This window comes from Methylobacterium frigidaeris (assembly GCF_022179185.1).
GTDB lineage: Bacteria > Pseudomonadota > Alphaproteobacteria > Rhizobiales > Beijerinckiaceae > Methylobacterium > Methylobacterium frigidaeris.
In genome coordinates this window covers 25,519-48,599 of record NZ_BPQJ01000031.1, presented here as the reverse complement: position 1 = coordinate 48,599, position 23,081 = coordinate 25,519, and the positions used below count along the sequence as shown (strand labels likewise).

Sequence of the window (23,081 nt, the reverse complement as noted above, 5' to 3'; positions counted from 1 at the left end):
ACGGCTGTACCGGCGAGGGCTCAGGCTTCCGCAGCGGCGACGCGGTACAGCCCCGCCTCGTCGGTCGTGACCAGGACGGGCGTCTCGCCGCTCTTGTCCTTCCCCGACAGGCCACGGTCGCGTTCCAGCATCTCGATGATCCTGTCGGCGTCGCTGCCCTGCAGGTCCTGCGCGGCGGCGACGAGGCCGGTGAGCGAAATGCCGAGCGTGTCCAGTTCGAGGTGCTTCTCGATGAGATGGAACAGCAGGTCCGGCGTCTTCTGCTGCCTCAGGATCGAGACCGTCTCGGGATCAAGCTTCATCCGCTCGGCGATCCTGTTGATCATGGCCCCGTCGTCCGGCCTCGCGGTCAGCGTGATCATGGCCTCCCTGATCGCGACGCTGAACTCGGCGAACGTCTTGTACTTCGATCGCTCGACACCGAGCACGTTGCCCAGCTGCTCGGCGCGCTGCATCAGCAGCGTCTCGCCGGTCACGCGGTTCACGCTGAACAAGGCGGCGGTCGCCGCGGCGCGAGCCTTCCGGTCGGCGCCCGGGCCGGCGGCGAGGGGGTCCTTCGTCGGGTCCTGCGGCGCGAGGCTTCTGGGGGTCACGTGCGGCAAGCCGGCCTCCTCACGGATGGCGGTCCGTTGCAGCATCAGCAGGGCCGCATTCCCGGTGGTGGGGACAATCTTCATCGCACGCTCCGCCGTCTGCGGCATCGGGCCGTGATCGGGAGCGAAGCCCTGCCGCCGGCGACCAGCAACCTATCCATTCTAACCTAAGGTCAGGTGAACGACGGCGATCGGACGTAGCGAAACCTCAGGGCCGCCTTGGCGAAACCGGTGCGGCGCCCCCATCTCACGGGACCGGGCTCCGCGCCCGCGTCCCAGGATGCCATGCCAGAACTGCCCGAAGTCGAGACCGTGCGCCGTGGCCTGGAGCCCGCCCTGGTCGGCGCCCGCTTCAGCGAGGTCGTGCTGAACCGGCCGAACCTGCGTTTTCCCTTCCCGCACCGCTTCGTCGAGCGGGTGAAGGGGCAGGAGGTCACCGCCCTGTCGCGGCGCGCCAAGTACCTGGTAGCCGAGCTGTCCTCCGGCGAGGCGCTGATCATGCATCTCGGGATGAGCGGGCGCTTCGACGTGCACCTGCCCGATGGCCGCACGGTCTCGCCTGGCGACTTCTACCTCGAAGGGGCGCAGGGGCAGGCGAAGCACGATCACGTCCGGTTCGGCCTCTCGAACGGCGCCCGGGTGGTCTACAACGATGCGCGCCGCTTCGGCTTCATGGACCTGGTGCCTTCCGCCGATCTCTCCTCCTGCCGCCACTTCGCCGGCATGGGCATCGAGCCGCTCGGCAACGCACTCTCGGGCGAGGCGATCGCAGGGCTGTTCGCGGGCAAGCGCACGCCGCTCAAGGCCGCGCTCCTCGACCAGCGGCTGATCGCGGGCCTCGGCAACATCTACGTCTGCGAGGCCTTGCACCGGGCGAAGCTCCATCCGGAGGCCCCGGCCGGCACGCTGGCGGATGCCGCCGGCCGGCCGACCCCTAAGGCCAAGCGCCTCGCCACGGTGATCCGCGATGTCCTCACCGAGGCGGTGGCAGCGGGCGGCTCGACCCTGCGCGACTACGTCCATACCGACGGCAGCCAGGGCGCCTTCCAGCACGCCTTCCGGGTCTACGACCGGGAGGGACTGGGGTGCACGGCGAAGGGCTGCCGCGGCGTGGTGCGGCGGCTGGTGCAGTCGGGGCGGTCGACGTTCTTCTGTGAGACGTGCCAGCCGCGGTGAGGACGGATCGCCCCCCGATCGCCTGTACACTGGTCCACACGAAGGGTTGTGCGCCTCGCCCCTCTCCGTGCGCCAAGAGAGGCGCCTGCCCGTGCATGGGACAGGACACGATGATCGTAATCCCGACCCTCCTCGAAATTTCCGATCGTATCTTATGTTATCGCACGCCCGTCCCAGTTGTATTTTAAGCACGTTGCACCGCAAAAAATCAAGAACAGCGATGCTGAAGTAAAGCAAAATCAACGAAAATCCTGAGACGAATTCCATCCTGGGGAGGAATGGGGCTGAAGCGCATCGATTGGCAGAGACCAGGAGAAGCGAAATGGCGACGACCCAGCAATCCGAACAGTCCAAGAAGACCGAGCCGATGAAGGGCGCTCTCGACGGCACCTCCAACGGAATCGAGAACGGCGCCGCGCAGGCGTCCAAGATGGCCGACATCGCCAAGGACAGCATCGACAAGGCCGGGGCGCTGCAAGGACGAACCGCCGACACCGCGCAGCAGATCGTGCAGATCGGCGTCGAGACGGTCTCGCGCACGGCGCGGGAGTTCAACGAGCAACTGCAGCGCACCATGGGCGTCGGCAGCGAGGACGGGGCGCGGTTCGCCGAGCAGGCCCGGCAGAACTCCGAGGCCGTCAGCCGCTGCGGCACGGTGATGAACCACGCCCTGCAGGATGCCTGGCGCAGCTCCGTCGAGCTCGGTCAGAAGCGCTGGCAGCGCAACCTGGAAGGGCTCAAGCGCCTCGCCGGCGCGCGCACGATGCAGGAATTCTCGATGCTCCAGAGCGAGATGATGCGCGAGAACGTGCAGAGCCTGGTCGAGGATGCCCGCACCATCGCCGAGACGTCCCTGCGCTCCTTCGAGGAGGTGGGGAAGATCTGTGCCAGCGTGAAGCCGCTGCCGGCCTCTCGCTGACGCGAGCGGGCCCGCGCTCCCGGACCGGGGGGCGCGGGCCCCAAGCAGGGTCGCATCGCGCAACTCTGCTTGGGATCTTGGTTTACCATCATTGTCGCCGCCGAACCGGTGACCGCTCCGGCACCGGCCGGTTGCGGGCGGCGGAACGATGCTTGGCGGATCAGACCGTGCGGCCGCCGTCGATCGGCATCTCGACGCCGGTGATGAACTCGGCCTCGTCGGAGGCGAGGAAGAGCGCCACGTTGGCGATGTCGGAGGCGCGCGACATCCGGCCGAGCGGGATCGTGGCGACGAACTTCGCGCGGTTCTCCGGGGTGTCCGGCACCCCCATGAAGGCCTCGAGCAGGCCTGTCTCGCCCATCACCGGGCAGAGCGCGTTGACGCGGATCTTCCACGGCGCCAGCTCGACGGCGAGCGACTTCGACATCAGGTTCACCGCCCCCTTCGAGGCGTTGTACCAGGTCAGGCCCGGCCGCGGCCGGATGCCGGCGGTCGAGCCGACATTGAGGATCACGCCGCCGCCATTGTCGCGCATCGCCGGGGCCAGCGCCCGGACGAAGTGGAAGATCGACTTCACGTTCACGCGGAACACCCGGTCGAAGACCTCTTCGTCGACATCCATCAGCGGCTGGTTGCGATGGGTGGTGCCGGCATTGTTGACGAGGATGTGCGGCGTGCCGAACGCCTCGGTGGTGCGCCGCACCGCCGCCTGCACGTCCTCGGCGCTGCCGACATCCGCCGCGATGGCGATCGCCGCCGCGCCGATCTCGCCCGCCACCCGCTCGGCGGCGTCGCCGCGCAGGTCGAGCACCGCGACCTTGGCGCCTTCCTCGGCGTAGCGCTTGGCGATGCCCTCGCCGAAGCCGCCGCCGGCGCCGGTGACGATCGCGACCTTGCCGTTGAGTCTCATGGACAACTCCTTAACATCAGGCGGCCGAGATCTCGCCGCGCTCGATTTGGATGGTGGTGTCGACCAGCGCCCGCAGCAGGTCCGGGCTGCTCTCGGTGATCAGGATCGCGACGTCGGGAAGCGCAGCGCGCAGGCGCGCCAGGGCCTCGGCGTAGCGAAGGGCGAGCGCCGGGGCGAGGCCCTGGAACGGCTCGTCGAGGAGGACCGCCCGCGTGCCGACCATCAGCGCGCGGCCGAGCGCCACCATCTTGCCCTGGCCGCCCGACAGGCCCGCCGCCTTGCGGGGGGCGAAGTCCTTCAGCTCCGGCAGGAGCGCGTAGACCGCGTCGAGCCGCCGCGAGACTTCCGCCTTCGGCAAGCTCAGGACCTGGGCCGGCAGCAGCAGGTTGTCCTGCACCGTGAAGCTGCCGAACAGCTTGCGCTCCTCCGGCGCGTAGCCGATGCCGAGTCTGGCGCGGTGATGGGCCGGCACCTCCCCGGCCTCCTGCCCGTCGAGCACGAGCCGCCCGGCCTGCAAGGGGAGGAGCCCCATCAGGGCGCGGAGCGTCGTGGTCTTGCCGGCGCCGTTGCGGCCGATCAGCGCCACGCGCCCGCCCGGCGGCACCTGGAGCGAGACGCCGCGCAGGACCGGAGCCCCCGCGATCTCGACCGCCGCTCCCTCAAGCCGCAGCATGTGTGCCTCCTACGGGTGCGATGCCGATCACCGTGCGCTGCACCTCCGGATCGTTGAGGATCTGGGACGGCGGTCCCAGAGCCGCGATCCGTCCCTGGCCCCACACCGCGACCCGGTCGGCGAAGCGCCCGACCACCTCCATGTCGTGCTCCACGAACACCGCCGTCACGCGGGCCTCGCGCAGGACCCGCACCAGGGTCTCGACGATGGCCATCTTCTCGGCGGCCGCGACGCCGCTCGTCGGCTCGTCCATCATCAGGAGGCGAGGGCGGAGGGCCACCGCCATCGCGATGTCGACGAGCTTGCGGGCGCCCTCGTTGAGGGCGTCGGCCCGCACCTCGGCGATGCGGGTGAGGCCGAAGCGCGCGATCAGCTCCGCCGCCTCGTCGCGGAAGCGCGGACGCAGCAAGGGGTTGAGCACCGACCACACCCCCTCGCGGGCCGCCACCGCCAGCGCCACGTTCTGCAGCACCGTGTGCTCGGTGAAGAGCTGCGGCAGCTGGAAGCTGCGCGCCACCCCGAGCCCGACGATGCGGCGCGGCGACAGGCCGAGGATCGGCTTGCCCTCGAAGGCGATCGTGCCGCCCTGGGGTTTGAGGTACCCGGTCGTCATGTTGATGAAAGTGGTCTTGCCGGCGCCGTTCGGGCCGATGATCGCCAGGAACTCCCCCGCTTCCACGTCGAGGTCGATCCCATCGGCCGCCTTGAGGCCGCCGAAGGCGAGGCGCAGGCCCTTGGCCGAGAGCAAAGCGGTCATGCGGCCCTCCTGCGGCTCGAGATCATTCCCCAGATGCCGCCCGGCGCGAACACGATGACGCCGAGGAGCACGAGGCCGAGCACCATCTGCCAGGCATTGGCGAAGGTGGCCGCGGCGTAGACCCGGGTCAGCTCGTAGGCGGCCGCCCCCAGGAACGGCCCGATCACGCTGCCGGACCCGCCGAGGATCGCGATGAAGACGAGTTCGCCGGACGTGGTCCAGTAGCTGAGGGCCGGGGTGACGTGGCGCGTCGTGAGGGCGATGATCGCGCCGGCGAAGCCCGCCATCACGGCGGAGGCGACGTAGGCGGCGAGCAGCACGCGCTTCGGCGACACGCCCATGAAGTCGAGCCGCGTCTCGCGGGTCTTGATGCCGGCGAGCGCTTCGCCGAGCGGCGAGGCCAGCGCCACCCGCACCAGGGCGCCGCAGGCGAGCGCCAGGACGAGGGCGAGGCCCAGCACCGTCCACTCGCCCGTCTCGCCGGCGAGCGGCTGGCCGAGGACGGTGACCGGCGGGAGCCGGATGCCGTCGGCGCCGTGGGTCAGCGCGTAGAACTTCTCCAGCACCGAGTAGAACACCATGCTGAGCGCCAGATTCAGCATGCCGAAGAAGATCTCGCGGTAGCGCACCACGAAGAGCCCGATCAGCAGGCCGAGAACGCCGGCGAGCAGGGCCGCGAGGGGCAGGAGCAGCAGCGCCTCCGGCACGGCCATCGCCCCGAACGCCACCGTGTAGGCTGCGAGCGCGAGGTAGAGCGCGTGGCCGAAGCTGACCTGGCCGGCCCGCAGCAGCAGAAGGATGCCGAGCACCGCCAGTCCCTTGGCGAGCGCGATGGTGAGGACGAAGCGCAGCCACGGCACCGCGTAGGCGAGCACGACGATCAGGGCGGCGCCGGCGAGGGCAAGGAGAGTTTCCGATCGGCGGGTCATGGCGCCACGCCTCCTTGGGTGAGAGCGCAAGTCATATCCGCCGGGTCTCCGCCACGCCGAACAGGCCTTGGGGCCGGAACAGCAGCACCGCCACCATGATGGCGTAGGGCACCACCACCTCGAATTCGGGAGCGACGTAGACCGCGAAGGAGCGGCCGAGGCCGATGAGGAGGGCCGCCACCGCGGCACCCTCGATCTGGCCGAGGCCGGCGGTCGCCACCACCGCGAAGGACAGCACGATGGTCGAGGCGCCGACCCCCGGCACCAGGGACACGGTGGGGGCGGCGAGCGCCCCCCCGAGAGCCGCCAGCGCGGCCCCCACCGTGAAGGTGAGCATCGTCACCTTGGCGGCGTCGATCCCCATGGCCCGCGCCGCCTCGCGGTCGACCGTGACCGCCACGACCATCCGGCCGGTGAGCGTGTAGCGAAGCACATAGGCGAGGATGGCGAGGGTGGCGAGCGCCACCCCCGGCAGCACGTAGAGCTGGTAGGCGGTGAACGGGATCACGTCCGTGCCGAAGGGCACGTCGACGGTGCCGAGCCACTTGAGCGGCGCGTCGAACACCACCGGCTGCACGCCCCAGACCAGCTTCTGCAGGTCTTCGAGGATCATGAACAGCGCGAAGGTGACGAGGAGCTGCAGCACCGGCTCGCGGTCCTGCATCCGGCGCAGGAGCAACCGCTCGATCACCGGCCCGAGCAGGGCGCCGACCAGCACCGACGCCGCGAGCAGGATCGGCAGACCGAGCCAGGGCGGTGCGCCGAGCGACGCGGCGAACAGCCCGAGCGAGGCGGCCGCATAGCCGCCGATGGCGTAGAGGCTGCCATGGGCGACGTTGAGCACCCGCAGCACGCCGAACACCAGGTTCAGCCCGACCGCCACCATGAAGACGGCGGCGGCGTAGGACAGCCCGTCGAGCAGGGCGAGCCCGACGAGGATCCCGTTCTCCGACAACCAGGCCATGACGCTACTTGAACGCCTGCGCCTGCGGGAGCTTCGCCACCATGTCGGGGGTCAGCGTCTTGAGCCAGTCGGCGCTCTTCTGGCCGGCAGGCGTCGTCACGGTCTCGGCCGGGAAGACGATCATGTCGGTGAGCACCGGGAAGGGGTACTTGTCCGAATGCAGCGTCGTGCCGATGAGCTGGTTCTCGAGGCCCTGGCCGTCCTCGCGGATGCGCACGCTGGCGGTGGGCGAGGGGAATTCGAGGCCCTTGAACGCGGCCGCCAGCTCGGCGTCGGTCGGCCAGCCGCCGCCCTTGGCGGCGACGGCCTTCTCGATGCCGACCTTCATCGCCGAGACGGCTTGCGCCATGTGGAAGCAGGGATAGATCGGCCAGGCATTGTACTTGGCGCGGTAATTGTCGCTGAACCGCTTCAGCCGCTCCGGGTCCGCCGGGGAGGGATGCAGGAACCAGTGGTCGCCGCGCGCGCCCACGATGTGGCCGGCCGGCAGCGCCTTGCCGACGCGCTGGAGCGAGGATTCGGCGAGCGGCATCACGAAGGTCGAGCGCTCGAACAGCTTGCGGTCCGAGGATTGGCGGATCAGCGCGTCGAGGTCACCGCCCCAGGAGGTCGACAGGACCACGTCGGGCCGCAGGGCCAGCACCCGGGTGATCTCGGTCGAGAAGTCGGTGGCGCCGAAGCGCGGAAACAGCTCGGCCGAGACCTTCACCCCGGGCTTCAGGGTGTTCATCGCGGTGCGGAAGATGTCCCAGGAATCGCGGCCCCAGGCGTAGTCCTGGTTGATCACCGCGATCGACTTGAAGTCCGGCTTGACCTTCAGGAGGTAGAGGAGCGCCGACAGGATCTCCGGCGTGGCATTGGCCTGGGTGCGGAAGGCGTAGTTGTAGCGGTTGTCCTCGAAGATGCGCTGGGTGCCGCAATCCCACAGCAGGGTCGGGCGCTTCAGCTCGTCGGCGAGCGGCGCGCAGGCGATGCAATCGGCCGACGAGATCGCCGCGAAGATCAGGTGCACGCCCTCCGACTGCACCAGCCGGCGGTACTCGCCGACCACGTGGTCGACGCCCGGACCCTCGTCGACGAAGATCGGCCGCACCTTCACCCCGGCGATGCCACCGGCGGCGTTGATCTCGTCGAACAGCATCTCGGCGGTCTGGCGGCCGGGCACGCCGAAGACGCTGGCCGGGCCCGACAGGTAGGTGGCGATGCCGACCTTCAGCTCGGCGGGCTTCGCCCCCTGCGCCCAGGCCGCGCCGCCCGGCAGCATCAGGCTTCCTGCCGCCGCGCCCGCTCCGATCAGCGCCTCGCGCCGCGTGACCATACCGGCACGCCCCGTCCCTGCCATAGGCTTCCTCCCTGATTTCACGCGCGGACGGGCCCCTCTGGAGTTTGGCGTCGGGTGCCTCGTCGCGAGCAGGATCATGGGGGCCTGGTGTCCTCGTGTCCAATAGCTTGTTCGGGCTCGTGCCAGAGGATCGAGATATGGGACGGGCGGGTGCGGCTTCGTCGTGGTGCGGAGCGGTGCGTGGCGACAGAGGCGAGATCGCGATCGGGCAGAAAGTCACCTGAGCCTCGATCCAGACAATTACTGCGCCCCTTCCCGGACGACTGCAGCGAAGCGGAAGGAACGCCGGGATCCCGTAGGGAAAGCGCCGCGAAGCGGCTCTATCTTTGCAACGCGACGGGCATACGGCCGTTTCGCGATTCCTTGTGCTGGATCCCGGTTCTGCTTCCCCTGACGCTCCAATCGTCCGCAAAAGGGGGGAGAGAGGCCGAATCGGTCGCGGAACGCCACCTGCATCCATGCCGGCGCACCCGAATGAACGAAGGCGGCCCACCATCGTTAGGGCCTGGATACCCCCATCCTGTACGGAGGATTCCATGAGCCACGCCCACAAGCCCCTCGACCAGCAGGTGATCGTCATCACCGGCGGATCCAGCGGCATCGGGCTCGCCACCGCCCGCATGGCGGTGCGGGCCGGCGCCCGGGTCGTGCTCGCCTCGCGCAACGCCGAGGCGCTGGCGACGATCCAGGAGGAGATCGAGGCGGCGGGCGGCGAGGCGACCCACGTCGTCGCCGATGTCGGCCGACGCGAGGACGTGCAGGCGATCGCCGACAAGGCGGTGCAGCGCTTCGGCGGCTTCGACACCTGGGTCAACGATGCCGGCATCTCGATCTACGGCCGCCTGGAGGAGGTCTCGGACGAGGACCACGACCGCCTCTTCCAGACCAACTTCTGGGGCGTGGTCTACGGCTCGCTCGTGGCGGCCCCTGCCTTGCGCCGGCGCGGCGGCGCGATCATCAATCTCGGCAGCATCGCCTCCGACCTCGCGATCCCGCTCCAGGGCATGTACTCGGCGAGCAAGCACGCGATCCGCGGCTTCACCGACGCGCTCCGGGCCGAGCTGGAGCAGGACCGGGCCCCCGTCTCGGTGACGCTGATCAAGCCGGCGGCGATCGACACGCCGTTCCCGCAGCACGCCCGCAACTATCTCGACCGCGAGCCGAAGCTGCCGCCGCCGGTCTACCACCCGGACGAGGTCGCCCACGCGATCCTGCACGCTGCGGTCTACCCGCAGCGCGAGATCATCGTCGGCGGCGGCGGTCGCGCCATGACCGGCCTGAAGAAGCTCGCGCCGGGCACCTTCGACCGCCTCGGCAGCGTGATGGCGGGCCAGCAGCTCCGCGCCGAGCCGCCGCGAGACCCGCATGGCGCGCTCCATCAGCCGACCCAGGACGGCCACGTGCGCGGCGACCATCCGGGGATGGTGCGCCACACCAGCACCTACACGAGGGCGAAGCTCCACCCGCTCACTACCGGCGCGGTGATGGCCGGCGTCGGCCTCGCGGCGGCGGCGCTGATGAAGCGGCGGGCCTGAGGCTTTCCGGGTGCGGCATGGCGTGGGAGAAGCCCCGCCATGCCGACCTTCCTCCTGTACGCCGCCGCCGCCCTCGCCGAGATCGCCGGGTGCTTCTCGGTCTGGGCCTGGTGGCGGCTCGCCGCCTCGCCGCTCTGGCTGCTGCCGGGGATCCTGGCGCTTTGTGCCTTCGCGTTCCTGCTGGCGCTCACCGAGTCGGACGCCGCCGGCCGGGCCTTCGCGGCCTATGGCGGCATCTACATCGCGGCGTCGCTCGCCTGGCTGTGGGGCGCGGAAGGGCAGCGGCCGGACCGGTTCGACTGCGCCGGGGCCGCCCTGTGCCTCGCCGGAGCGGCGGTGATCGTGCTGGCGCCGCGGGGATAGCGCCGGCTCAGCCCGCCGCCCGCAGCACCGATTTCGGCATCACCCCGTAGGCTTTCTTGAAGGCGCGGCTGAAATGCGAGAAGTCGCTGAAGCCGCATTGCATCACCACCTGACCGACATTGCGGGCCTGGCCCTCCTCGAGAAGCCGGTGGGCGAGCGCCAGCCGCTGCTGCCAGAGCCACCGGATCGCCGTGGTTCCGTCCGCCGCGAAGGCGCGGCAGAGGGTACGCAGGGATACGCCGAGGCGGTTCGCCACCGTGGAGAGGTCGAGGTCGGGATCCTCGATATGGGCGAGCAGGAAGGTCTTGGCCTGGCGCACCAGATCGTCGTCGGCGACCTTGCGCCCCGGGGCCGTCAGGCTCGCCTCCAGCGAGGCGGTGAGCAGCTCGAGAAACGAGTTGCCGAGGCGCTGCGAGCAGCTCTCGCTCAGGGGCGTCTCGAGCTCGACGATGTCGGTGAGGGTGTGGGCGATGGTCGAGGCGAGGGGCTGGTCGGGCCGGATGATCCGCGCGGCCAGGTGCTCGAAGTCGGGCAGCCGCGCCGCCATCTGCCGCCGGGCGATGCGGGCGACGATCATCCGGGTGTCCTGCTCGAACTCCCACAGGAACGGCCGGGCCGAATCGTAGACCACCAGGTCGCCGACGGCCGGAAGGGCGCAGCGGTCGTCCTGCACCAGCCGGCCGGTGCCGGTCTTCATGAGCGCGACGAACACGTCGTCGTCCGGCATCCGCCGCAGGCAGGCCGCGTCGCGGCGATTCTCCATCGGCGAGAACCGGATGTCGCAGACATTCACCTTGCCCAGAGCCACCTTGCGCAGCCGCGCCGCGAACGGTGCGTCGTCGATCTTCCGCATCGTCTCCGACGGGCTCAAATGGGCGCAGATCGCGTCGCGCCAGTAGGAGAAGCGGTACTTCTCGGCGAGCACGGTGGTGTCGAAGGTGGTGATCGGCGCGGGCGACGGCGATGGGGACGAGGCCGATGGCGACGAGGCGGTGAGCGATGCCATGAAGTCCCTCCGGCGGATCGACGGCGTGGACGTGAGCGGCTTCGGCCGTCGAGCGAACCCATGATGCGCGTCGCGTCCGCACCCGATCAAGCAATGACGATGCCAGCCATGACGAGCGCTGACGATCATAGGCCAAGCAGGGTGGCCCGTCGGAGCAAGACGGGTGCAGGGCCCTTTGCAAGGATGCGGCCGCACGACGGGAGGACAGCGATGACCGCGACCCTGCACGACGAATCCCTGGTCTTCATCGCCGGGGCGATCCGCCGGCGACAGGTGAGCGCGGTCGAGGTGACGACAGCGATGCTCGCGCGCATCGACGCCCTCGACGGCGAGCTTCGCAGCTACACCACGGTCACGGCGGATCACGCGCTCGCGGCCGCCGCGCGGGCCGACCGGGAGACGGCGCTGGGCCTCAGCCGCGGGCCGCTGCACGGCGTGCCGCTCGGCATCAAGGACCTGTGCGACACCCGTTTCGCCCCCACCGGCGCCGGCACGGCGATCCATCGCGAGCGCGTGCCCGAGGCCGACGCCACGGTGGTCGAGCGGCTGGAGCAGGGCGGGGCGGTGATCCTCGGCAAGCTCGCGATGACCGAGGGCGCCTATACCAGTCACCACCCCGACAATCCGGGCCCGCTCAACCCATGGGGCCGGGGCCACTGGCTCGGCTCGTCCTCGACCGGCTCGGGCGCGGCCACCGCGGCGCGGCTGTGCTTCGGGTCGCTCGGCTCCGATACCGGCGGCTCGATCCGCTTCCCGTCCGCGACCTGCGGGCTCACCGGCATCAAGCCGACATGGGGGCGGGTGAGCCGCCACGGCGTGTTCCCGCTGGCGGCCTCCCTCGACCATGTCGGCCCGATGGCCCGCAGCGCGGCCGACGCGGCGGCGATCCTCGGCGTCATCGCGGGCGCCGACCCGCGCGACCCGACCGCCTCGGCCGCGCCGGTGGACGACTATCTCGGCGGCCTCGGCCGGCCGATCCGCGGCCTCACGATCGGCATCGACCGGCACTTCACAACCGAGGGAATCGACCCGGAGGTGGTGGCGGCCCTCGACGCGGCGGAGGAGACCTTGCGCGACCTCGGCGCGCGCATCCGCGAGGTCGCGATGCCGCCGACCGACCGGCTGGTCCGCGGCTGGATCCCGTTCTGCTCGGTCGAGACCGCGCTCGCCCACCGGGAGACCTACCCGGCCCGAGCGGCGGAGTACGGCCCGGACCTCGCCGGGCTGATCGACCAGGGCCGGAGCGTCACCGGCCGCGAACTCGGGGCGGTCTACCACGACCGGCTGGACTTCTCGGGCGCGCTCGCCGCCTTGTTCGAGGAGGTCGATCTTCTCCTGGTGCCGACCATGCCGGTGCCGGTTCCGAGCCTCGCCCGGATGGGTGAGTACGGCCAGGATCCGGAGGTCCTGCTGCGCATCTTGCGCTTCACCGCGCCGTTCAACTTCTCCGGCAGCCCGACCATCACCCTGCCGGCGGGGATCGACGCCGCCGGGCTGCCGCTCAGCGTCCAGCTCGTCGGGCGGCCTCTGTCGGAGGCGCTGCTGTGCCAGGCCGGCCACGCCTTTCAGCAGGTCACGGATTGGCACGCGCGGCGGCCGGTGGATCTGGCGTAGTCGCGGTCCAGCACCGCGACCCTTCCCGAGACATCTTTCCGTTGACGCCACGATCGTGCGATCGACGGTTCGACGGTTCGACGCAGAGAGCCCGTCACCGGGCTCCGACAAACAGTTACGACCGGAAGATCCGCGTATACTGCGTCTCGTGCCGGAAAGAGCCGAGATCGAGCCGCACGGTCCCGGTCCCGGCCTCGTCGAGCGGCGCCCCTTGCACGGCTCGCGCCAGGGCCGCGGCCCGGGGCATCAGCGCAGCCACCACCCGCGTACCGGCGGTCTGACCGACGGGGGCGAGGCGCAAGCTCGCCGAGACGAGGTTCTGCAGGAAGGCCGCGAGATAGGCCGCCAGCACCGTGCCGCGATCGAGCCCGTGGGCGCCCGACGCGGCGCCGACCGCGACCGGGTAGGCCACCGGCCCGTCGAGATGGGGCCCGAGTTCCGCGAGGTGTGGCACGTCCCAGGCGGCGCGGGTCGCGTCGAGGAACGAGCGGCCCTGCTGGCTGGTCTCGAGGTGCAATTCCCGCGACGGGCTGAGAGCCAGGGCAAGGTCGTTCACGGCGACCAACGCGTCCGCGTCGCCCGCCGCCGCAGCGGCATGCGCGTGGGCGGCCAGGATCGCGTCGCTGCGGCCGGCGCCGTGCTCCAGGACGTCGGCGAGCCAGTCGCGCAGGGACGCCTCGTCGCGCACGTCCCCGGCCTCCACCGCCCATTCGAGCCCGTGCGAGTAGGCGTAGGCCCCCACCGGGTAGCCGGGGGAGAGCCAGGCGAGCAGCACCAGGGCGTCCGGGACCCGCTCAGCCATGGGAGTGGTCGTGCGGGTGGCCGTGATGGTGGTGATGCCCGTGCCCGCCATGCCCTTTCCCCGCCGCATGATCGTGCCCGTGATCGTGCGCGTGCCCGCCCGCATAGGCTCCGCCCTCCGGCCGGAACGGCCGCTCCACCGGCGTCGCGGTGCCGCCCAGGCCCTCGACCATCGCGGCGAGCACGTGGTCGTGGGCGATCCAGAGCGCGTCCGCGCCGATCTCGGCCGGGATGTGCCGGTTGCCGATGTGCCAGATCAGCCGCTTGAGGGCGTGGTCGGTGGGAGCGCGGATCTCGAGCAGCCGCTCGGGCGCCGCCTCGACCCAGACCAGGCGGCCATCCTCGAGCCTGAGCGCGTCGCCGTCGTCGAGCAAAGCGGGCTCGGGCAGGTCGAGCAGGAAGGCGAGGCCGCCGACGCCCCGCATCGCCATGCGGCGGCGGTGCCGGTCGCCGGAATCGAGCACGATGCGGTCGACGATCTCGCCGGAGCCGAGGGCGTCGCGGCGGATGACGCGGGTGGCGCGGATCATGGGCGGTGTGATTCCAATCTAAAGATAATCAGACGACATCCGGCTCCTCCGGACCCGGATAGAACCGCTCGCGCGCAGGCTCGGGCTCATCGTCACGACGTCGTCCAGACTCACGCGCTGCTCGACGATCGTCGCCCGCCACCCGTATCTCCGCTGCTGGAGCTTGAACTCCCATTTCAGCAGGTGATGCAGGAGGACGGTCAGGCGAGAGCGGATCTCGGATTTCTGCGATCCGCCCAAACCGGCGATCTCCTCCGCCAGGGCCTCGCGATCGAGCGCGGCCCAACGGCCGGCCCGGATCAGAGCCGCTTGCTCCTGCGTCCAGAGGAAGTAGTCGGTCTCGGGCGAGACGCCGGCATCCGGCGCCCGCTCGGCGAGCTTGGGCATGGTCGAGCCCTCCTGCCCCCAGGATACCCCAAAGGGCATCACTCAGAACAGGAAGTAGCGCTGCGCCATCGGCAGCACCTCGGCGGGCTCGCAGACCAGCAATTCGCCGTCGGCGCGCACGTCGTAGGTCTCGGGGTCGACCTCGATCACCGGCGTGGCGTCGTTGTGGATCATGCTCTTCTTCGAGATTCCGCCGCGCACGTTCTCGACCGCGACCAGCTCCTTCATCACCCCGAGCTGCTCGCGAAGTCCCGCCTCGATCGCGGCCTTCGACACGAAGGTGAGCGCGGTCGTCGCCGGCACGCGGCCGAAGGCGCCGAACATCGGGCGGTAATGCACCGGCTGCGGCGTCGGGATCGAGGCGTTGGGATCGCCCATGGGGGCCGCCGCGATGGCACCGCCCTTGACGACGAGGTCCGGCTTCACCCCGAAGAAGGCCGGCGACCACAGCACCAGATCGGCGAGTTTGCCGGGCTCGACCGAGCCGATATGGCGCGAGATGCCGTGGGCGATGGCCGGGTTGATCGTGTACTTGGCGACGTAGCGCTTGGCCCGGGCATTGTCGTTGCCCGTCGCGTCGCCCGGCAGGGCGCCGCGCTGACGCTTCATCTTGTCGGCGGTCTGCCAGGTGCGGATGATGACCTCGCCGACCCGGCCCATCGCCTGGCTGTCCGACGACATCATCGAGAGCGCACCGATATCGTGCAGGATGTCCTCGGCGGCGATCGTCTCCTTGCGGATCCGGCTCTCGGCGAAGGCGAGGTCTTCCGGAATCGACGGGTCGAGGTGGTGGCACACCATCAGCATGTCGAGATGCTCGTCGATGGTGTTGCGGGTGAAGGGCCGCGTCGGGTTGGTGGAGGAGGGCAGCACGTTTGACAGCCCGGCCACCTTGATGATGTCCGGCGCGTGGCCGCCGCCGGCGCCTTCGGTGTGGAAGGCGTGGATGGTGCGGCCCTTGAACGCCGCGATCGTGTCCTCGACGAAGCCCGATTCGTTGAGCGTGTCGGTGTGGATCATCACCTGGATGTCGTGGGCGTCGGCCACCGACAGGCAGCAATCGATCGCCGCGGGCGTCGTGCCCCAATCCTCGTGCAGCTTGAGGGCGCAGGCGCCGGCGCGGATCATCTCCTCCAGGCTGTCGGGCTTCGAGGCGTTGCCCTTGCCGGCGAAGGCGAGGTTCATCGGGAAGGCGTCCGCCGCCTCGATCATCCGGGCGATGTGCCAGGGCCCGGGGGTGCAGGTGGTGGCGAAGGTGCCGTGGGCCGGCCCGGTCCCGCCGCCGAGCATGGTGGTGACGCCCGAATTCAGCGCCTCGTCGATCTGCTGCGGGCAGATGAAGTGGATGTGACTGTCGAACCCGCCGGCGGTGAGGATCTTGCCCTCGCCCGCGATCACCTCTGTGCCCGGCCCGACCACGATGGTGACGCCGTCCTGGATGTCCGGGTTGCCGGCCTTGCCGAGGGCCGCGATGCGCCCGCCCTTCAGGCCGACGTCGCACTTCACGATGCCCCAATGGTCGAGGACGACCGCATTGGTGATGACGGTGTCGACGGCGCTGCCGGCATTGCTGGCCTGGCTCTGCCCCATCCCGTCGCGGATCACCTTGCCGCCGCCGAACTTCACCTCCTCGCCGTAGCGGGTGTGGTCCTGCTCGACCTCGATGACGAGAGAGGTGTCGGCGAGGCGGATGCGGTCGCCCTTGGTCGGCCCGAACATCGCCGCGTAGGCGGCGCGGGGGAGGCTGGCGGGTTTGGGGGTGTTGGACATGGTTGGCGTGGTCCGGTCAGGCGGGCATGGGCGAGAAGGTCGGGTGCTTCGCTGCTGCGACGTCGAAGGTGAAGGTCGTGCGCAGGCCGCGCTCTCGGTTAAGGCAGCCGATCAGGTAATCCTGGAAGCCCGCCTTGCCGGTGCGCCACGTCTCCACCGCCGCCGCGACGGCGGACCTATCGGCAAAGATGATCCGGCGTGATGCGAGCAGTTTATCGAGCATCGCGATGGCGTCGTCTTTTTCAAAGCCATCTTGGCGCAAGACTGTCCAAACGAATTCGAGCAGGACGACGAGGTTGACGAAAGCTGGTTCGCTCAACCGATCGTCGCTCTCCAAGAGGGCTGCCGCTCGCGGCGACTGCCTGGCATCATCGTCGAGCGCGTAACGAAGCAAGACGTTCGTATCGATTCCGATCATCGGCCGGACTTCGTGCGCTCGTCCTCGGCCAGAAGATAATCGCCGATCGGATCGTCGCTGGGCGCGGGCGGCCGGGCGCGGGCCCGGGCGCGGCGAGCGATGCTCCTCAGGCTGAACAAGGCATCGGGCTTCTCGAGGGTCGCGCGCCCGGCATCGTCCACAACAAGAGTCAACCGTTCACCCGGCGCGACGCCGAGGGCGTCGCGGGCCTCTGCCGAGAGGGCGACGTACCCTTCCGGCGTGAGCGTGAGTGCGAAGTGCCGCATGATGCCTCCCGCTAGATCTGCCGCGCGCTCAGCGAACGCCTTGTATGGAACGTGGTCGGTGCCCGGGCCGATCGCCAGCACGAAATGTTTCAGAGGGTGCCCATCACATCACCCCGGAACCCGTACACCGCGCGCCCGCCGCCCATCGGGATCAGCACCACCTCCCGGGTCGAGCCCGGCTCGAAGCGCACCGCCGTGCCCGGCGCGATGTCGAGGCGCTGGCCGCGGGCCTTGTCGCGGTCGAAGCGGAGCGCCGGGTTCACCTCGAAGAAATGGTAGTGCGAGCCGACCTGGATCGGCCGGTCGCCGGTATTGGCGACCTCGATCACCGTGCGGGGCGATCCCTCGTTGAACACGATCTCGCCGTCCGGGGTCGTCACCGCGCCCGGCACGTCGGCGGCGGGGGTGCCGCGGATCGGGTGGTGGACGGTGACGAGCTTGGTGCCGTCCGGGAAGGTCGCCTCGACCTGGATGTCGTGGATCATCTCCGGCACCCCCTCCATCACCTGGTCGGCGGTGAGGACCTGGGCGCCTAGACGCATCAGCTCGGCCACGGTGCGGCCGTCGCGGGCGCCCTCGACCACGAAGTCGGTGATCAGCGCCACCGCCTCCGGGTGGTTGAGCTTCACGCCCCGGGACAGGCGGTTGCGGGCCACCATCGCCGCCATGGCGACGAGGAGCTTGTCCTTCTCGCGGGGTGTCAGCAGCACGGGAGAATCCTCTGGGTCAGCGTTGCCTCCATCCTTCTCCGAGGCTTGGGCACGAGGCAAGGCCGAGACTCGTGCAGGGTCCGGGAGCAGGAACCGAGGAGCAAGAACCGAGCCGCGCGCTCACGTCTGCCACACCCGCGGCAGGGGGCGGCCGCGGAACCCTTCGAGGATCCGCGCGGCGACGAGGCGCAACGGCCCGATCTCCGCCCCGAGCAGGCGCAGAACCAGCATGCCGTTCCAGGCGCTGGCCCCGGCCTCGACCGAGACGGCGTCGCAGCCCGACGCCGCGATCAGGTCGCGGGCCTGGTCCAGGCGGCTCTCGGCGTCGGGGGCGAGGTGGAGCAGCGTCGCCATCGCGCGGGCACCACCCGCCACCGCCTTGCGGGCAAGCCTGTCGGCGATGTCCCCGTCGAGGCGGAACGTGTCGGCGTAAGCGAGGCGCCCGGCGCGGCGGATGCGCCAGGAATCGGCGAGCAGGCCGTCCCGCATCACCTCGCCCTTCGCGGCGCGTCCGAACACCAGGGCCTCGAACAGGGTGAGCCGCGCGTCGATCGCCATCTCGGCGGAGAAACCGCGGGCGAGGCGCGCGCCGTCGAACAGGATCGTCTCCTGGGGCAGCCAGGCCAGGGCGGCCTCGGCCCCGAGGGTCAGCGCCACGTCGAGCCGCGTCACCGGCCCGTCCGAGCGGTAGATCTTCTCCGCTGCCGTGGTGGTCAGCACGAGATCGGCTCGGTCCGCCAGCCCCGCCTCGATCGTGAACCGGTCGCCGCAGGCGATGCCGCCGGCGGTGTTGAGCAGCACCGCCTCCATCGGCCCAGCCCGCGGGCCATGTTCCGGGCGGGGCAGACGCAGGCGCAAGGGGCCGGATTCGGCGAGATCGGTGATCCGCGTGGCGCCGCCCGGCATCCGCGCCACCGCGAGCGCGACGTGCCCGATCGAGCGCTGGCGGCGGAGGGCGTCGGGACCAGGGGAAGCTTGCATCGTGAGCCCGCAGGCGGGCGCGGACGGCCCTCTCGGTCACGCTTAGACCGCGCCGACGGCCCGGCAGGCAAGCCCCTCTCGGCATCGGATCATGCCGGAGAGCCGCCGAACGCACGGCAGAATCTGCTGCGAAGCCCGGGCTCTCCGGCGCCCACGCGCGGGCGCCCCTGCTACGGTCTCCCGATCAACGGGAGCCCTCGATGCCAGCACCTCTCCTCCATATCGACACCACGCCGGACCTGCCGGCTGCCGTCGACGTCGTGGTGATCGGCGGTGGCGTGGTCGGCACCTTCGCGGCCTATTACCTCGCGCGCCGTGGCGTCAGCGTGGCTCTCGTCGAGAAGGGCCGCGTCGGCGCCGAGCAGTCGAGCCGCAACTGGGGCTGGTGCCGGCAGCAGAACCGCGACGCCCGCGAATTGCCGATGGCGACGAAGAGCCTCGACCTGTGGGACCGCCTCAAGGCGGAGATCGGCGAGGATCCGGGCTTTCGCCGCTGCGGCCTGCTCTACCTCAGCAACGACGAGGCCGAGATCGCCCGCTGGGCGAAGTGGCGCGACTTCGCGGTGGCGGAGGGCGTCGTCACCCACATGCTGAGCGAGGGCGAGGCCCGGGCGCGCGGCAGCGCCACCGGGCGCAGCTGGAAGGGCGGGGTGTTCTCGCCCGCCGACGGCATCGCCGACACCTCCCGGGCGGTGCCGGTCGCGGCGCTCGGCGTGATGAAGGCGGGCGGCAGCGTGCATCAGTCCTGCGCCGCTCGCGGCCTGGAGCTCGAGGGCGGCCGGGTGTGCGGCGTGGTGACCGAGAAGGGCACCATCCGCACCCGCATCGTGGTGATGGCCGGCGGCGCCTGGGCCTCGTCGTTCTGCCGCCAGCTCGGCATCCGCTTCCCGCAATCGGCGGTGCGCTCGTCGATCCTGGCGGTCGGCCCCCACATCGCCGACCTGCCGGACGCGCTCCACACCGCCGAGATCTCGGTGACCCGCCGCGGCGAGACCGGCGGCCACACGCTGGCGATCAGCGGGTGGGCCAGCGTCGATCCCACGCCGCAGCAGATCCTGTTCGCGCGAGAATTCGTGCCGATGTTCGCCAAGCGCTGGCGCGCCCTGCGGCCGGGCGGCACCGAGGGCTGGCGCAGCGGCCACGAGACCGCGTCGCGCTGGCGCCTCGACGAGCAGACCCCGATGGAGCGCATGCGCATCCTCGACCCACGGCCCGACGCGCGGCTGGTGGCCGAGACGCATCGCCGGGCGCTCGACTTGCTGCCGGCCCTGCGCGGCACCGCGATCACCGCCTCCTGGGCCGGCTACATCGATTCGACCCCCGACGGCGTCCCGGCGATCGGCGAGGTCACGGGCGTGCCGGGTCTGATCCTGGCGGCGGGCTTTTCCGGCCACGGCTTCGGCATCGGCCCGGGCGCCGGCCACCTCGTCGCCGATCTCGCGACCGGCGCCGCGCCGATCGTCGATCCGCGTCCCTACCATCCGGACCGGTTCGCGGCCGCGGCCTGGGGAAAGGTGGCGGATTTCTAAAGCTCGTCGTCTTGGCCTAAGCTCCTCCGCTCCAGCGGAGGACGCGCCATGGACCTGTCGTCACCCCAGATCCCATGCCGGGTCGTTCGCCCGGGTCCCGATTACGTCGGCAAACAGGCCCTCACCTACGCGCCGGCGGTCTCGGCCGAATCCGTGGGGTCGAAGGGGCTGCACATGCAGCTCGTCACCCTGCCGCCGGGAGCCCGCGCGAAGGCGCACCTGCACGAGGCGCACGAGACGGCGCTCCACGTGCTCTCAGGCGTCGCCGGCATGTGGTACGGCGAGCGGCTGGAGCAGCACCTGTGGAGCCGGGCCGGCGACTTCGTCTACATCCCGGCCGGAATGCCGCACCTGCCCTACAATGCCAGCCGGACCGAGACCTGCACGGCGGTGATCGCCCGCACCGACCCGAACGAGCAGGAGAGCGTGGTCCTGCTGCCGGAGCTCGACGGGCTGCGGCCGGCGGAGGGGGACGTGATGGCTTAGGAGCCTGTCACGTCCCCGTCGTCGCTCCGCGTGCCGCACCCTCGCCCAGAGCGATGCCCTCGACGGCCGAGACCAGCCGGTCGAGGTCGGCGGGACCGGATAGGCGGTGATCGCCCTCCTTGATCAGGGTGAGGACCACGCCGGCCTCCGGCAGCCGCTCGACGAGTCGCATCGCGTGCGGCCACGGCACGTCCGGGTCGGCCATGCCCTGCAGGATGTGCACCGGGCAGCCCGGATCGATCGGTCCGCCGAGCATCAGGTGGCGCCGCCCGTCCTCGATCAGGGCGCGGGTCACCGGCGTCGGCTCGGGCGAGTACTGCGAGTCGCGCCGCCACACCCCGTCCTGCATCACCTGCCGGCGGATCTCATCCGGGAACTGCTCCCACATCAGCGCTTCGGTGAAGTCCGTCGCCGGGGCGATCAGGACCAGGCCGGCGGGCCGGACCTCGGCCGCGGCGAGCAGCGCGATCCAGCCGCCCATCGAGGAGCCGACCAGGACCGGCCGCTGCGGCGCCAGCGCGGCGATCACGTCCTGCGCGTCGGCGAGCCAGTCCGAGATCGTGCAATCGGCGAAGGTCCCTTCCGATTCGCCGTGACCCGTATAGTCGAAGCGCACGAAGGCCCGGCCAACCCGCGCCGCCCAGGCATCCAGGGCCTCGGCCTTGGTGGCGCGCATGTCCGACCGGAAGCCGCCGAGCCAGACCACCGGCGGTCCGGCGCCGGGCCGCACCAGGGTGGCGAGGCGGCGGCCCCGCACGGGCAGCATCTGGGCGGGTAGGCGTGCCGGCTCTTGCATGACGTTATCCCCGTTATTCCGTGTGCAACCCTGGTCGCGGGCGGCCGGCGCCCAAGGTTTACCGATCCGCAACAAGGCCGCGCGACCTTGATGCATCGTCCGTAAGTGGACCGCGACGGCCGGCTTCTACACCGGCGGCGGCCGGCGACCATATGCGAGATCCGGCCGGCACCCACCGGCCATTCGTTGATTCCTGCTGTCGATTCCTGCGCGGAGCGGGCACCGTCACGCCGCGAGTGCTGCGATCAGAACACTGACCCGGAGTCCCATGCCGTCGAGCCAGGCTACGCCGTTCCCGGCCGCGAGCCATCCGCTGGCGGGCCGCACCGTTCTGCAGATCATCCCGGAACTCGACGCCGGCGGCGCCGAGCGCACCGCCGTCGACGTGGCGGCCGCCCTCGCCGCCGCGGGCGCCCGGGCGCTCGTCGCCACCGAGGGCGGGCGCCTCGTCGGCGAGTTGCAGGCCAAGGGCGGCGCCTGGGTGCCGTTCCCGGCGCGTGCCAAGAACCCCTTCGCCATGGCGCTCAATGTCGGGCGGCTGATGCGGATCTGCCGGTCGGAGCGGGTCGACCTGATCCATGCCCGCTCGCGCGCCCCGGCCTGGGTGGCCCTCGGCGCGGCGCGGCGGCTGCGCGTCCCCTTCGTCACCACCTATCACGGCAGCTATGCCGGCCGCTCGCCGGCCAAGCTCCTGTACAATTCGGTGATGGCCCGCGGCGACGTGGTGATCGCCAACTCGCACTTCACCGCCGACGCGATCCGGCGCCTCTTCCCGCAGGTCGCCGGGAACCGGGTGCGGGTGATCCACCGCGGCACCGATCTCGCCGCCTTCGCGCCCGCCCAGGTCGCGCCGCAGCGGGTCGAGGCCCTGCGCCGGGCCTGGGGCGTCGCTCCGCACGAGCGGGTGGTGCTGCTCGCCGCCCGCCTCACCCCATGGAAGGGCCACCGGGTGCTGATCGAGGCGGCTGCCGCGCTGCGCGCGCAGGGCCTCGCCGAGTTCACGGTGGTGCTGGCGGGCGATCCGCAGGGGCGCAACGCTTATGTGCGCGAAATCGACGCGATGATCGCCGCCCACGGCCTAGCGGACCAGGTGAAGCGCGTCGGCCATTGCAGCGACATGCCGGCGGCCTACCGGGCGGCCTCGGTGGTGGCGGTGCCCTCGACCGAGCCCGAGGCCTTCGGCCGCTCCGCGGTCGAGGCCCAGGCCCTCGGCACCCCGGTCGTGGTCTCGGATCTCGGCGCCGTGCCCGAGACGGTGCTCGCCCCGCCGGAGGTGCCGGCGCACGAGCGCACCGGCTGGCGCGTCCCCGCCGGCGACCCGCAGGCGCTGGCCGGCGCCGTCGCGGAGGCGTTGCAGCTCGGTGCCAGCGCCCGCGACGCCCTGGTGCGCCGCGCCCGCCGCCACGTCGAGACGCACTTCTCCCTCGAGCTGATGCTCGCCGACACCCTGGCGGTCTATGCCGAACTGCTCGGCGCGGATCCCGCAAGGGAGGGGGCCTGAACGGGGATATGGCGGCCCCGCCCAGGTCAAGACTTCGGCGATGTTTGGTTGCCCACCGTTTGGGCATCCGGCAACCAAGTCCCGCATCCGTGAGTTGACAAATCGGGCGATCTCGCCAAGGTGCT

At 70.8% G+C, this 23,081-nt stretch carries 25 protein-coding genes; 8 read left to right on the top strand and 17 right to left on the bottom strand.

What is annotated here, in order from left to right:
• Positions 1-20 precede the first annotated feature (20 nt).
• Complete coding sequence (locus MFF64_RS25495; protein ID WP_238192739.1) at positions 21-677, bottom strand: hypothetical protein; 657 nt, start codon at positions 675-677, stop codon at positions 21-23.
• A gap of 201 nt (positions 678-878) precedes the next feature.
• Between MFF64_RS25495 and mutM the strand changes: the two genes are divergently transcribed.
• The gene (gene mutM / locus MFF64_RS25490) at positions 879-1,769 is read left to right on the top strand and encodes a bifunctional DNA-formamidopyrimidine glycosylase/DNA-(apurinic or apyrimidinic site) lyase (RefSeq protein WP_099907442.1); all 891 of its coding nucleotides are present in this window, start codon (positions 879-881) and stop codon (positions 1,767-1,769) included.
• A gap of 322 nt (positions 1,770-2,091) precedes the next feature.
• Positions 2,092-2,688, top strand: coding sequence for a phasin family protein (locus MFF64_RS25485; protein ID WP_099907440.1), 597 nt, complete (start codon positions 2,092-2,094; stop codon positions 2,686-2,688).
• A 160-nt stretch (positions 2,689-2,848) separates the two neighbouring features.
• Here the strand turns inward: MFF64_RS25485 and MFF64_RS25480 are convergent, their stop codons facing one another.
• From MFF64_RS25480 to MFF64_RS25455, 6 genes are read right to left on the bottom strand one after another with little or no spacing between them, the layout of a single operon-like run.
• Positions 2,849-3,598, bottom strand: a complete 750-nt coding sequence (locus MFF64_RS25480; RefSeq protein ID WP_238192738.1) for an SDR family oxidoreductase — start codon at positions 3,596-3,598, stop codon at positions 2,849-2,851.
• A gap of 16 nt (positions 3,599-3,614) precedes the next feature.
• Complete coding sequence (locus MFF64_RS25475; protein ID WP_238192737.1) at positions 3,615-4,271, bottom strand: ABC transporter ATP-binding protein; 657 nt, start codon at positions 4,269-4,271, stop codon at positions 3,615-3,617.
• Entirely contained in the window at positions 4,258-5,028 is a 771-nt protein-coding gene (locus tag MFF64_RS25470; RefSeq protein ID WP_238192736.1) for an ABC transporter ATP-binding protein, read from the bottom strand. Before MFF64_RS25470 ends, MFF64_RS25475 begins: the two co-directional genes overlap by 14 nt.
• Positions 5,025-5,957 carry a branched-chain amino acid ABC transporter permease gene (locus MFF64_RS25465; protein WP_099905991.1) on the bottom strand — a complete coding sequence of 311 codons (933 nt, stop codon included), beginning with the start codon at positions 5,955-5,957 and terminating at the stop codon, positions 5,025-5,027. The genes MFF64_RS25470 and MFF64_RS25465 overlap by 4 nt, the downstream gene beginning before the upstream one ends.
• 31 nt (positions 5,958-5,988) lie before the next feature.
• The gene (locus MFF64_RS25460) at positions 5,989-6,921 is read right to left on the bottom strand and encodes a branched-chain amino acid ABC transporter permease (protein WP_099905989.1); all 933 of its coding nucleotides are present in this window, start codon (positions 6,919-6,921) and stop codon (positions 5,989-5,991) included.
• 4 nt (positions 6,922-6,925) lie between these two features.
• Positions 6,926-8,263, bottom strand: coding sequence for an ABC transporter substrate-binding protein (locus tag MFF64_RS25455; RefSeq protein WP_238192735.1), 1,338 nt, complete (start codon positions 8,261-8,263; stop codon positions 6,926-6,928).
• A 536-nt stretch (positions 8,264-8,799) separates the two neighbouring features.
• Between MFF64_RS25455 and MFF64_RS25450 the strand changes: the two genes are divergently transcribed.
• Complete coding sequence (locus MFF64_RS25450) at positions 8,800-9,798, top strand: SDR family oxidoreductase (RefSeq protein ID WP_099905987.1); 999 nt, start codon at positions 8,800-8,802, stop codon at positions 9,796-9,798.
• 39 nt (positions 9,799-9,837) lie between these two features.
• Complete coding sequence (locus MFF64_RS25445) at positions 9,838-10,161, top strand: YnfA family protein (protein ID WP_099905986.1); 324 nt, start codon at positions 9,838-9,840, stop codon at positions 10,159-10,161.
• A gap of 7 nt (positions 10,162-10,168) precedes the next feature.
• Here the strand turns inward: MFF64_RS25445 and MFF64_RS25440 are convergent, their stop codons facing one another.
• Positions 10,169-11,167, bottom strand: a complete 999-nt coding sequence (locus MFF64_RS25440) for a helix-turn-helix domain-containing protein (RefSeq protein ID WP_099905984.1) — start codon at positions 11,165-11,167, stop codon at positions 10,169-10,171.
• 210 nt (positions 11,168-11,377) lie between these two features.
• Here MFF64_RS25440 and MFF64_RS25435 point away from each other — a divergent pair, with 210 nt between their 5' ends.
• On the top strand, positions 11,378-12,781 hold the full coding sequence (locus tag MFF64_RS25435; RefSeq protein ID WP_238192734.1) for an amidase: 1,404 nt from the start codon (positions 11,378-11,380) through the stop codon (positions 12,779-12,781).
• A gap of 115 nt (positions 12,782-12,896) precedes the next feature.
• Here the strand turns inward: MFF64_RS25435 and MFF64_RS25430 are convergent, their stop codons facing one another.
• From MFF64_RS25430 to MFF64_RS25395, 8 genes are all read right to left on the bottom strand, one after another.
• Positions 12,897-13,583: an urease accessory protein UreF gene (locus MFF64_RS25430; RefSeq protein ID WP_238192733.1), complete on the bottom strand. Its 687-nt coding sequence runs from the start codon at positions 13,581-13,583 to the stop codon at positions 12,897-12,899.
• Positions 13,576-14,112, bottom strand: a complete 537-nt coding sequence (locus tag MFF64_RS25425) for an urease accessory protein UreE (RefSeq protein ID WP_099898540.1) — start codon at positions 14,110-14,112, stop codon at positions 13,576-13,578. The genes MFF64_RS25430 and MFF64_RS25425 overlap by 8 nt, the downstream gene beginning before the upstream one ends.
• An 18-nt stretch (positions 14,113-14,130) precedes the next feature.
• Positions 14,131-14,499 carry a DUF29 domain-containing protein gene (locus MFF64_RS25420; protein WP_099898543.1) on the bottom strand — a complete coding sequence of 123 codons (369 nt, stop codon included), beginning with the start codon at positions 14,497-14,499 and terminating at the stop codon, positions 14,131-14,133.
• A gap of 42 nt (positions 14,500-14,541) precedes the next feature.
• Positions 14,542-16,269: an urease subunit alpha gene (gene ureC / locus MFF64_RS25415; protein ID WP_238192732.1), complete on the bottom strand. Its 1,728-nt coding sequence runs from the start codon at positions 16,267-16,269 to the stop codon at positions 14,542-14,544.
• 16 nt (positions 16,270-16,285) lie between these two features.
• A complete protein-coding gene (locus MFF64_RS25410) occupies positions 16,286-16,687 on the bottom strand; it encodes a type II toxin-antitoxin system VapC family toxin (RefSeq protein WP_238192731.1) in 402 nt (133 codons plus the stop codon).
• Positions 16,684-17,034: an AbrB/MazE/SpoVT family DNA-binding domain-containing protein gene (locus MFF64_RS25405; protein ID WP_099898546.1), complete on the bottom strand. Its 351-nt coding sequence runs from the start codon at positions 17,032-17,034 to the stop codon at positions 16,684-16,686. The genes MFF64_RS25410 and MFF64_RS25405 overlap by 4 nt, the downstream gene beginning before the upstream one ends.
• 8 nt (positions 17,035-17,042) lie before the next feature.
• Positions 17,043-17,663, bottom strand: a complete 621-nt coding sequence (locus tag MFF64_RS25400) for an urease subunit gamma (protein WP_099898549.1) — start codon at positions 17,661-17,663, stop codon at positions 17,043-17,045.
• A gap of 120 nt (positions 17,664-17,783) precedes the next feature.
• Positions 17,784-18,644, bottom strand: a complete 861-nt coding sequence (locus MFF64_RS25395) for an urease accessory protein UreD (RefSeq protein ID WP_099898552.1) — start codon at positions 18,642-18,644, stop codon at positions 17,784-17,786.
• Positions 18,645-18,844: 200 nt separating this feature from the next.
• Between MFF64_RS25395 and MFF64_RS25390 the strand changes: the two genes are divergently transcribed.
• Together MFF64_RS25390 and MFF64_RS25385 are read left to right on the top strand one after the other, a co-directional pair.
• Positions 18,845-20,173, top strand: coding sequence for an NAD(P)/FAD-dependent oxidoreductase (locus tag MFF64_RS25390; RefSeq protein WP_099898555.1), 1,329 nt, complete (start codon positions 18,845-18,847; stop codon positions 20,171-20,173).
• 48 nt (positions 20,174-20,221) lie between these two features.
• Entirely contained in the window at positions 20,222-20,659 is a 438-nt protein-coding gene (locus MFF64_RS25385) for a cupin domain-containing protein (protein WP_099898557.1), read from the top strand.
• A 7-nt stretch (positions 20,660-20,666) separates the two neighbouring features.
• Here the strand turns inward: MFF64_RS25385 and MFF64_RS25380 are convergent, their stop codons facing one another.
• On the bottom strand, positions 20,667-21,455 hold the full coding sequence (locus tag MFF64_RS25380; protein WP_099898559.1) for an alpha/beta hydrolase: 789 nt from the start codon (positions 21,453-21,455) through the stop codon (positions 20,667-20,669).
• Between the two features lie 268 nt (positions 21,456-21,723).
• Here MFF64_RS25380 and MFF64_RS25375 point away from each other — a divergent pair, with 268 nt between their 5' ends.
• On the top strand, positions 21,724-22,956 hold the full coding sequence (locus tag MFF64_RS25375) for a glycosyltransferase family 4 protein (protein WP_238192730.1): 1,233 nt from the start codon (positions 21,724-21,726) through the stop codon (positions 22,954-22,956).
• The last annotated feature ends 125 nt before the right edge of the window (positions 22,957-23,081 follow it).